Origin of the sequence: Gordonia sp. GONU (assembly GCF_024733855.1) — a bacterium.
Taxonomy (GTDB): domain Bacteria; phylum Actinomycetota; class Actinomycetes; order Mycobacteriales; family Mycobacteriaceae; genus Gordonia; species Gordonia amicalis.
The window spans coordinates 1-964 of sequence record NZ_JANRHB010000085.1; the positions used below are offsets into that span (position 1 = coordinate 1).

Genomic DNA, 964 nt, shown 5'->3' on the forward strand with positions numbered 1-964 from the left:
CCCGATCAGGGTGTGACTCTTACCCGTCCCGGCAGGGCCGATCAGGGCGACATTATGTTGCGCCCGAACCCATTCCAGTGAAGACAGGTATTCGAAGGTATTGGCCGGAATAGAGGATGCGGCCACGTCGAACGATTCCAAGGTTTTGGTGACCGGGAACCCGGCAGCTTTTAGTCGGTTGCGGATGTTGGAGGCATCACGAGCGGCGATCTCGGTTTCCACCAGGGTTCGCAGTACTTCTTCGGGTGTCCACCGCTGGGTTTTCGCGGTGAGCAGGACCTCGGGTGCGCTGCGGCGGATCGAGGCCAGTTTCAATCGGCGTAGCGCGTGATCGAGGTCGGCCGGTAGCGGCGGCACTGTCTGAGGTGCAACGGGTGTCGATGTTGTGGTGGTCATGACACCTCCTTGTCGCCGGCGCCCAGCTTGTAGGCATCCAGCGAGCGGGTGGGCGCGGTAGGCAGGTGACCCAACAGTGCTGTGCCGGCCGGTCGCGGGTTGGGGGTGCCGGCTCCGGCATCGAGGATCGAGCGCACATCGGCGGCCTTGAACCTCCGGAACGCCACCGCCCTGGTCAGAGCGGTGAGCACCTGTTCGCGGCCGTGGGAGGTGACGAGCCCGAGGATGTCATCGAGTTCACCGCCCAGGCGGGTGTTCCCGATGGCCGCGGCACCGACCAGGAACTGCTCAGCAACCTCACCGAGATCGCAGAACTGTTTCTCTACCGCAGTTTTGGGCCGTGGTGCACGACTGGGCGGGGTGCGTGGCCCCCCGTAGTGATCATCGTTGAGGACGACCTCACCAGGTGCGGCCAACAGATGATCGGCGACCACCTCACCGGAGGCAGGTTCGGCGATCAGGAGCCGCTCACCGTCCTGGATGAGGGTCACGGTGGTGCCGATGAGCCGGTTGGGTACCGAGTAGCGGGCCGAGGCGTACCGGATACACGAGAGGCGATCGACCTTAC

General features: G+C 64.3%; 1 protein-coding gene and 1 pseudogene. Both read right to left on the reverse strand.

Features of this window, described 5'->3' with window-relative positions; genetic code table 11:
- Positions 1-396: ATP-binding protein (locus NWF34_RS25540; protein WP_258326398.1), on the reverse strand; the 396-nt coding region annotated here is incomplete at its 3' end.
- Positions 393-964, reverse strand: a pseudogene (locus tag NWF34_RS25545) (IS21 family transposase); the annotation flags it as partial. The gene NWF34_RS25540 and the pseudogene NWF34_RS25545, both read right to left, overlap by 4 nt.